The following is an 8,601-nucleotide window of genomic DNA, read 5'->3' as shown; positions in this document are numbered from 1 at the left end:
TCTCCTTTCGTGCTTTCGGGGGGGCGGTTCCTTCTGGTTTTTGGGGGGGGGGATGACCCCTCCCCCTCTCCTATGGGGGGGGGGGGGGGGGGGGGGGGGGGGGCCCCCCCCCCCCCCCCCCCCCACGAGGGTCATGGACACCCGGAAAGGCCCTGGTCAAGCCCGCCACCATGCTTGGTGATAAGGCTTTGAACTAGTAATATTGTCTCTGCCGGAAGGGGGTGGTGCTCCGGCCGGCGGCCCACTCGAAACCCGGCTGAAAGGTGGCCCGACGGCGGCATACACCGAGCTCGAAGACCCCTGCTACGAATGCGGCGCAGACGAAGGGGAGTCCTGCGATACCGACTGCGTGAACTACGACGAGGAGCTCGACAGCGGATACACCCGCGAGATCGAAGCCCCCTCGCCCTACGAGGACCCAGTACCGCCCGGCTGGTAGAAGCCAGCCCCGGGGCGGCGGATGGCACCGCCGCCCCGGCCCTCACTCGAAACCCGAACCCTCTGGAGGAACCTGTGAAGCTCAAGCTGGTGCACATCTTCCCTGACGGCACCGAACGACCCGTCTCCAAGACGCTCCCCACACCCGGCAAGGCGGCCGCCCTGGCCGCCCAGTCGCTCCGCGACACCGGCCGCGCGAGCGAGGCCCACGCCCGAACGTTCGCCGACGTCCTCGCGTCCCAGGTGGTCGGCAAGCCCCTCACGCACTGGCCATCCGGGTACGCCGCCCGCATCGAGCTGGCTGAGCTGCCGCCGGTGCCCACCCAGGATGCCCTGCGCGTGACCAAGACCGAGAGGTGTACCTACTTCAACGTCGAAGCGGAAGTCTGGGAGGTGCGTACCGCAGGCCCCGCCTCCCTGCGCACGGCCTACCGGCGGTGGGTCACCGACGGGCAGCACTGGGTCACACACTCTCCGGTCCTGCTCGAAAACGGGACCGTCTACACCGGCGGAAGCGCCGAGCCCCACATGGCAGGTGACGTGAGCGCCAAGACGCTACGCGGAAACGTTCTCGCGGGCTCGTGCTGCCTGATCCTCCCGAACCGCCAGCTCGCCCCGGACGAGCCCACCGACCAGCTCCTGCTGCCGTGACCCCGCCCGGCGCCCCGGGCACCCCCTGGCGTGCGGACACTGATCCGCCCGGCCGGGCGGCGGGTGGCACCGCCGTCCCGGCCCCACTCGAAACCCACCGACCGGAAGCGAAGGTCTTGACCGTTCTCGCGATCACCGCGGCTCTCGCGCTGGGGTACACCCTCGGCCGCGTCCGTCCCTGGCTCCTGCTCGGCGACTGGGCCGACGAGCAGATCCGTATCCACCCCGGACGGTGGATCGGAACCCTCTGGCGCGAGGTCCTCCTTTTTGCCGCACTCGCAGCCACCCAGCCCGGCCCGGCCATTGGCGCGCTGCGGGAGATCCGGCGGGAAAAGCGCGATCGCATCCCCTGAGCCGCAGGCTCGCCCCGACCGCCGGGACGGCGGATGGCATCGCCGTCCCGGCCTCACTCGAAACCCGAGGCCATGAAGACCCTCCTGCCCCAGCGCAAGGGCTGACGGTCCGATCCACCCGGTGGGGGCGGCGGCCTGGCGCCGCCCCCACCGCTTCACCGAAAGGAACGCGATGCCGCGCGTCACCCGCCCGCACACCGTCGCCCACCACCTGGTCCAGGGCGGCATCGACAATCTCCACCTCACCGAAGCCGAACAGAAGCAAGACCGGCCCGACCGGTTCGAACATGACGGGTTCTCCGTCCGCAGCTACCGCGCCAATGACGGCCTCCTGCTGACCGTGGCCGGCGCCTACGGGCCGGACTGGATCATGACCCGGGCCGAGATCCGCCACCGGCTTCAGCAGCCGTACATCCGGTACACCGTCACCGACGACGCCCCCGAGCTAGGCGACCACGAACTACTGGTCCGATGGGCCACCGGCGAGGAGCTCCAGGCGCGCAAGCGGGCCGTGGCCGCACGCCAGGCCCCGCTCGTCGCCCAGTTGCGCCGCCAGCAGAGCGAGCAGGACGCCGAGGACGCTGGACAGTCGGCCCTGTTCTGACTCCGGCCTCTCCCGTTCCCGGGACCGACGGCGGAACTCCGCTCCCCGAGCAACAGCCACAGCTAAAACCCCTGTTCAGGGCCCCATTCTCCTAGGCAATGCGGCCTAAGACTGGTAATATTGAAACTGCTGAAAGGGAGTGGCATCCCGGTCAGCGCCACCACTCGAAACCCGTACGAACGAAAGGCATCACCCCGTGACCGAAACCCCTGCGAAGGGCATCATCACCATCACCCACACCCGCGCCGACGGAACGATTCTCAGCGGCTCCCAGAAGGGGGACGGAGTTTTCGAGATCGTGCGCGGTCACGGCTTCTGGTTCTCGCGGAACGTGACCGGCCTCTTCCTCAAGCACTCGCGGAACAAGGAGGCCAACAGGTGGCGGATCAACCGCGCGGCCGAAGCCCTGCGCGGGGTCGGCCACGAGGTGACGATCGAGATCAACGAGGAAAAGCGCCGGTCCTTCTCGGAGATCGAGGCCGACCGCGAGGGCCGGGCGAAGGACCGGGCCGACCGGTTCGGCGACCGTGCGGGCCAGGCCGCCGCCTCGGCTGACGCCCGGCGGGCGGCCGCCGACCAGATTTCGAAGCGCTTCGAGTTCGGGCAGCCGATCCTGCTCGGTCACCACAGCCAGCGGCGAGCGGAACGGGATGCTGAGCGGATCGACACGAATATGCGGAAGTCGTTCAAGGACCGCGACCGCGCGGGGTACTGGGGCAACCGGGCTACGGCATCCGAGAACTACGCGAAGCACCGCAAGGACCCGCACCGCACCCTGCGGCGGCTGGAGCGCCTGGGCGCCGAACTGCGGAAACAGGAGCGGCACTACGCGGAGGCCGTGGAGAAGGGCTACGGCTCGGCCGACCGGCACGCCCGGTTGATCCGGGACTACAAGGAGGAGATCGAGCACTGGGAGGGGATTGTCCAGAAGGCGAAGGAGGAGGGCGTGAAGATTTGGAGCCCCGACGACTTCGCACCCGGGGATTTCGTGCTCTACAGCCATTCCTGGTACCAGGTGGCCCGAGTCAACCCCAAGACCCTGTCAATCGCGTGGAACCTGCGGCTGGCCCCCAAGCAGGTCATGACCCTGGAGGACGCCACGTTCGACGGCGGCCGGGTCGGGACGCACACCGCGGACTACACCCGAGTGCAAGGCCGGTGCCCTGAAGAGGCGATGTGCGCCTCCCTCGCCGGGGGGACGGTGCCCGGCACCAAGTCGGCCCGCGCGGCCTCGGAGGCGGCTCCTGCCAGCTCGATCCGCGAGGCCCAGAAGGCAGCGAAGAAGAGGGCGCCGAAGAAGCGCACCGACCCGAAGGTCCCGAAGCGGATCTTCGTCGCCTGCCCCTTCGGCGGGGACGAGTCAACGATGACGTGGCTCAACGGGGGCAGCCGTCCCCACAAGGACTTCGAGCCCGTGAAGATCACGCCCCCGGCAGGGGAGAAGTTTCACCGGGCGGTCTGGTCCCGGCCCCTCCGGGCCGAGATCGCGAGGATCATCGGGGAGCAGGGCTACGTGTTCGGCACGGACGACTGGGCAGTGTCCCGGGACCGCAGCGGTTACGTCCGGTCCATCCGGCCGAAGCCGTCGGAGGAACCCCCGGTGAGTGTCGACGAGCAGCCGTCACCGGCGCCCGTCATCGAGGAGCAGGCCCCGGCCGCCGAGACGTGCCCCATGTGCCACTCCAGCAAGTGGGACGCTGCGGCGCGCTACTGCGCCCACTGCCACCACAACCCGAAGGCGACGCCGACCGCCGCGCCGAGCCCCGCCGCGGAAGGGCAGGGATGGCAAGAGGCGCAGGCGATGGTGTTCATCGTTTCGAAGAACACCCGCCGGGCCCGGAAGCGTGCCCTGTGGGCGATGACCCGCCGCGAGGCGCAAGCGGTCTGCGGCGACTCCCGCACGTCGGGCCGCTCGTACATGCTCACGTGGTCCGATCGCCCCGGCACCGAAGGGGCCGACTGGGAATGGGTCGCGGACAACGGAAGCCTTGACGCGGTCCTCGAAGACCTGGGCGTCACCCCGTATCGCGAGTGGGCCCCCGTCCCGGCTGCGGCCGCCGCTGCGGAGTAGGAACCAGCCGGGGATCGGCCGCCGATCTCGGCGGCCGATCCCCGGTGCTCCACCCGGCTTCCGAGGCCGCGCGCCTTTGGGGATCTGCGCCTAAGCTGGTAATATTGAATGCGTTGGAAGGGGGTGGCACCCCGGCCAGCGCCACTCGAAACCCGAACTCCCGGAGGATCACGCCTCAATGACCGCCACTGTCGAAGCCGTCAGGGTTGCCCTCGACGCCCACCCGCACATCGGCCCTCGCGTCGCCACCGTCAAGATCAGCACCCGCCGCAAGACCATCGGCATGAGCGTCGGCCCCGGCGACAGCGGCATCACTGTGCACGTCCCGGTCACCCGTACGCCCGAAGACGTCGTGACCGTGCTCGCCGACAACCGCCACCGGATCGGGGCCCTGCTCCTCAAGGCCAAGCAGAACGTCCCCGAGCGCCCCGCCAAGCAACTCGTCGGCGGCTCCGGCTTCGTGTGGCTGGGCAAGTCCAACCGCCTGCGCCTGGTCGACAACCCGGCCGAAACGGTGCGCCACGTAGACGACCACGGCAAGACCAGCGAACGCGGCACCTGGTGCGGCCGGTGGTTCGAACTCGACCGCGCCGCCGCCCTGCGCCGCGGAGCGAAGCCGCTCATCGACTGGTACATCCGCGAAGGCAACGCGTGGCTCGAACGCCAGGCGCAGCCCCTGTGGCTGCGTATGGCAGGTCCCCGCCGCCCCATGCCCGCCGTTCGCGCGGGCAACATCGGCCGTACCCGTTGGGGCGTCTACAACGGATATGCCGATCCGGCCGAGGACACCGTGCGCATCGCCTGGCAGACCTTCCAGCTCCGGCCCGCCCTCGTCCGGCACGTCCTCACCCACGAATTCGTCCACGCACTGCGGCCCGGCGGAAAGCCGCACGGACCCGAGTTCTGGCGCATGTTCGAGCGCGCCGAGCCCGGCGCCCGCCAGACGCAGCGCGCATGCAACAAAGAGGGTCTCGCCGTGTGGATGGGTGACGTCCAGGCCCCCGCTCGTCCCTAGCTCCCTGGGGTGTCCATGGAAGGGGGTCGATCGCACCCCCTTCCACTTAAGGCTTAAAGGTGGTATTATTATTCTTGTCCGGAAGGGGGTGGCACCCCGACCGGCACCACTCGAAACCCGACCCGACCGGAGGTAATCCGTGCCCACCTCAACCGAGCAGACGGCCACCACCCGTTCCACCGGCATCGCGCAGCACATCGCCGACCTCGTGATCAACCTGGTGCGCTTCCTCGGCCCCGACCCGGCCGCCGTCGTCCGCAAGGCGCGCTCCAAGGACTGATCAGCCCCACCCCGGGACGGCCCACCGCGCCGTCCCGGGCCCCCTCTACCTCCATCACGAATCGGAGGCAGGCCACCGTGAGCACGCCCCCGCCGACATCGACCCGCTTGCTGCCATCACCCATCTCGCGGCCACGTGGGCCAGCACAGACCTCGCTATGGGAGTGGTCGAGGTCTTGAGCTGTACCGAGGTCGATGCCCTCGCCAGAGTCTTCCGGGCCGCAGACGCCCCGGACGCCGCCGACGACTGGACCGCCGAGCACGCCATGACCGACCCCGAGTGCACAGGCCACCACGCCCCCGCGTCCGCCTGACCCGCCGCAGACCGTTGCCCCGGACCACTCGCTGACCGCCGAACTGGAGAACCCCATGAGCCAGCCCGTTTCCCACCGCTTCGTACTCGACGTGTTCCACCTGCTCCGACGAGCCGAGCGCACCGCCACCGTCGTGGGAACCAAGGAGATCGCCCGCATCGGCGGACTGGTCTTCACCATCTCCCTCGCCCCCACGATCCACCATGGCCGCTACGAGGGTCTGAACCTCACCGCCATCAACCCAGCCGTAGGCGAACTCGCCACGACCCTGCTCTCCTTCAGGGAACTCAAGGTCACTACCGGCATTGGAGGCGCCCGGCGCCTCCCGCTCGACCACCTCGATGAGTACAACGCGAGCGACCTCATCAACGGCGTTACCACACAGGCACTGGACACCGCCGTCACCGCATTCATCAGCGCGTTCACAGGGCACGCCCCGGCCGCGAACTGACCCGTCCCAGCCCGGGGCGGCGGATGGCACCGCCGCCCCGGCCCCACTCGAAACCCGACACCGCATCAAGGAGAACCTCTGTGTCCCACTTCCCGCTGATCTCCGCCGTGCACGCCGCACATCGTGACGTCGTCGCCGACACCACCACAGACACGCTCGACCAACTCGATGCAGCGCTGGCAGACCTGCCTCTGACCGAGGTCACCGACGGCACCGATCAGGCCGTCCGCCTCGCACTGGAGATGATCGGCAACGCCCGTGAACACGAGCTCTTCCGCTCCGTGCAGAACCTGGAGACCGAGGCGACCGCCATGATCATTGACGGGCCCCGTACCCCCATACACAGCCACACCGCCATGCTGGCCGTCATCAACGCACTCGGCCTGTGCTACGCAGGCGGCGGAGCCTGGAACACCGACAGCGCGTACTACCGGGCTTGGGACCGCGCCATGCTGGCCGGAACCGACATGCTCCGCGCCGTGTCCGGCTTCCTGTACCAGGAGACCGGCCCGCGCGAAGTGACGCGGCGCATGGAAGCCTTCTCCACCGCCGCCCGGCGCGCCATCGCCTATCACACCCGTGACCTGGCCCGTACGGCCCTGACGATGGCCGCATACGACTACGGCCTGTTCGTCATCGGAGCCCGCACCCCGGGCCGCGAGCGGCACACCTGGTTGCGCAGCATCGGATCGGACACCTACCAGTTCGAAGTCACCCCGCCCGACCTGAACGGCGCCCCGGTGGGACGACTGATCGTCACCAGCTACAAGACCGGCGACCAGGTGCACGACCTGCCGCTGTCGACCGACCCACAGCGCCGCACCGCTGTAAGTGACGCCCTGTACCTGATCTGACCTCACCGGCTGGGGCGGCGGATGGCACCGCCGCCCCCGGCCCCCACTCGAAACCCGACACCACACCGGAAGGAACCCGTGACCACCCCTCCCTACACCGTCGACGACGGCAACCTGGCCATCGCTCTCGACGGCGCCCACAAGCGGATCCAGCGCGCCCAGGAACGACTGGCCCGCGTCGCGTGCGCGCACATCTCCGCGTCCGTCCGAGACATCCTCACCGGCCGCGACCCGGCTGCGCCCTTCGACGCCGCGCACCTCCGCCTGATCCGGCACCCCGGCGAGGCGCTGAGGACCGACTGCACCTACTGGACCACCAGCGGCGAGAAGCGCCGCATCAAGATGCTCGACCCCAGCAGGATCCTCGAAGTCAGCGACCTGATCGGGTGGGTGAAGCAGCTGGACGACAGCACGCGTGACGTCTGGGGCTCCCTGTGCGAAGAAGAAGAGGAGCTCATCGGCCAGGCGATCGGCTACCGGCTCGACCTCTCCAAGGCCGCCCAGCTTCCCGCCGAGATCCACGACTCGGCACGCGTCGCCGACATCCGCAAGCGCCTGGTCGCCTCCAGCCGCAGGCCCTGGGACGTGGAGGAGTACGTGTTCAACGGCGGCGGCGGCATCGTCGCCAGCGACGACCCGGCGGGCGTGCACACCGATTTCGTCGTCCGTGATGCCGATGGCATCACGGTGGCCGAGAGCACCGTCAACCACGACGGCCAGGACACCGAGACCCCCACAGAGGACATCGCCGCCACCTGGGCCAACGCCACGCTCATCACCCAAGCCCCCCAGGACCTGCTGTTTCTTCTCGCTCACCTGGACCACGTGAGCGGAGGTGACGACGTCGAGGAACTGAATCTGCGCGGCTACTGCGGCCACTGCCGTGACGCGCTCTACACCTCCCCGCTGTCCGAGACCCCGACCGCGCTCGACGGCTCCACCGCATGTAAAGGCGGCGTGCGACTCCCCAGCGGCCGCACGATCTCCACCCCCCACGTCCTGAACACCTGACCCCTCGGGGGCGGCGGATGGCACCGCCGCCCCCGGGCCCGCTCGAAACCCGAACCAGGAGGACCGCCGTGACCGGCATCCGCTACACGCCCGGCAGCGTCCTGGTCCCGACCACCCCCGGCGCCCTGCTGGAGTGGGCCGCAGCCCACATCGAACACGTCGGGATCTACCAGAGCCGCCACAGCCTCTTCAGCGGCCCCGGCCGCCTCACCCACCGCCGATGCTCCGTCGGCGGCGCGCTCGACATCGCCGCCGGCCGAGACCGCATGGCCCCCGACCGCACATACGACCTGAAAGCGATCGGCGCCGTGCTCGACGAGGCGTACCGCATCCTCGCCGAGCACCTGGCGGGCACTTCCGTAAACGTCCCGCCCGGCCGGACACCGGCGATGCACCACAAGGCGGTCGTCCACCTGTGGACCCTCGCACCCGGCCGCACCGCCCAAGACGCGGCGGGCGCGCTCCGCGCCGGCCGCACGGTTGCCCACACCCCCCACCAGACTTTCCTGACCCCCGCCCCGGGGGGGGGTGGGTAGCCGAGGAGAAGCAAAGAAAAGCAG

General features: G+C 69.5%; 11 protein-coding genes. All 11 read left to right on the top strand.

Features of this window, described 5'->3' with window-relative positions:
• Positions 1-513: 513 nt before the first annotated feature.
• The 11 genes from ACZ59A_RS41810 (at position 514) to ACZ59A_RS41760 (ending at position 8,577) form a co-directional block, all read left to right on the top strand.
• Positions 514-1,089 (top strand): hypothetical protein, encoded by a 576-nt coding sequence (locus ACZ59A_RS41810; RefSeq protein WP_470970311.1) that lies wholly within the window; start codon positions 514-516, stop codon positions 1,087-1,089.
• 116 nt (positions 1,090-1,205) lie between these two features.
• Positions 1,206-1,442 carry a hypothetical protein gene (locus tag ACZ59A_RS41805; protein ID WP_470970308.1) on the top strand — a complete coding sequence of 79 codons (237 nt, stop codon included), beginning with the start codon at positions 1,206-1,208 and terminating at the stop codon, positions 1,440-1,442.
• Positions 1,443-1,614: 172 nt separating this feature from the next.
• The gene (locus tag ACZ59A_RS41800; RefSeq protein WP_470970306.1) at positions 1,615-2,046 is read left to right on the top strand and encodes a hypothetical protein; all 432 of its coding nucleotides are present in this window, start codon (positions 1,615-1,617) and stop codon (positions 2,044-2,046) included.
• 196 nt (positions 2,047-2,242) lie between these two features.
• Positions 2,243-4,117, top strand: coding sequence for a DUF3560 domain-containing protein (locus ACZ59A_RS41795; RefSeq protein WP_470970303.1), 1,875 nt, complete (start codon positions 2,243-2,245; stop codon positions 4,115-4,117).
• 178 nt (positions 4,118-4,295) lie between these two features.
• Positions 4,296-5,132 (top strand): YgjP-like metallopeptidase domain-containing protein, encoded by an 837-nt coding sequence (locus ACZ59A_RS41790; protein WP_470970301.1) that lies wholly within the window; start codon positions 4,296-4,298, stop codon positions 5,130-5,132.
• A gap of 139 nt (positions 5,133-5,271) precedes the next feature.
• Complete coding sequence (locus ACZ59A_RS41785) at positions 5,272-5,412, top strand: hypothetical protein (RefSeq protein WP_470970298.1); 141 nt, start codon at positions 5,272-5,274, stop codon at positions 5,410-5,412.
• Positions 5,413-5,587: 175 nt separating this feature from the next.
• Positions 5,588-5,725, top strand: a complete 138-nt coding sequence (locus tag ACZ59A_RS41780) for a hypothetical protein (RefSeq protein ID WP_470970296.1) — start codon at positions 5,588-5,590, stop codon at positions 5,723-5,725.
• A 55-nt stretch (positions 5,726-5,780) separates the two neighbouring features.
• A complete protein-coding gene (locus ACZ59A_RS41775; protein WP_470970294.1) occupies positions 5,781-6,176 on the top strand; it encodes a hypothetical protein in 396 nt (131 codons plus the stop codon).
• Positions 6,177-6,256: 80 nt separating this feature from the next.
• Positions 6,257-7,030 (top strand): hypothetical protein, encoded by a 774-nt coding sequence (locus ACZ59A_RS41770; RefSeq protein WP_470970291.1) that lies wholly within the window; start codon positions 6,257-6,259, stop codon positions 7,028-7,030.
• Positions 7,031-7,108: 78 nt separating this feature from the next.
• A complete protein-coding gene (locus tag ACZ59A_RS41765) occupies positions 7,109-8,041 on the top strand; it encodes a hypothetical protein (RefSeq protein ID WP_470970289.1) in 933 nt (310 codons plus the stop codon).
• Positions 8,042-8,109: 68 nt separating this feature from the next.
• Positions 8,110-8,577 (top strand): DUF6197 family protein, encoded by a 468-nt coding sequence (locus tag ACZ59A_RS41760; protein ID WP_470970287.1) that lies wholly within the window; start codon positions 8,110-8,112, stop codon positions 8,575-8,577.
• The last annotated feature ends 24 nt before the right edge of the window (positions 8,578-8,601 follow it).

The organism is Streptomyces sp. NPDC040405 (assembly GCF_055595765.1).
Note: the sequence above shows the minus strand (reverse complement) of the source record. Positions and strands in the feature narration are given on the sequence as shown.

Coding starts and splice junctions, on each gene's coding strand:
- ACZ59A_RS41800 (WP_470970306.1), top strand. CDS start 1,615: ATGCCGCGCGTCACCCGCCCGCACACCGTCGCCCACCACCTGGTCCAG.
- ACZ59A_RS41790 (WP_470970301.1), top strand. CDS start 4,296: ATGACCGCCACTGTCGAAGCCGTCAGGGTTGCCCTCGACGCCCACCCG.
- ACZ59A_RS41775 (WP_470970294.1), top strand. CDS start 5,781: ATGAGCCAGCCCGTTTCCCACCGCTTCGTACTCGACGTGTTCCACCTG.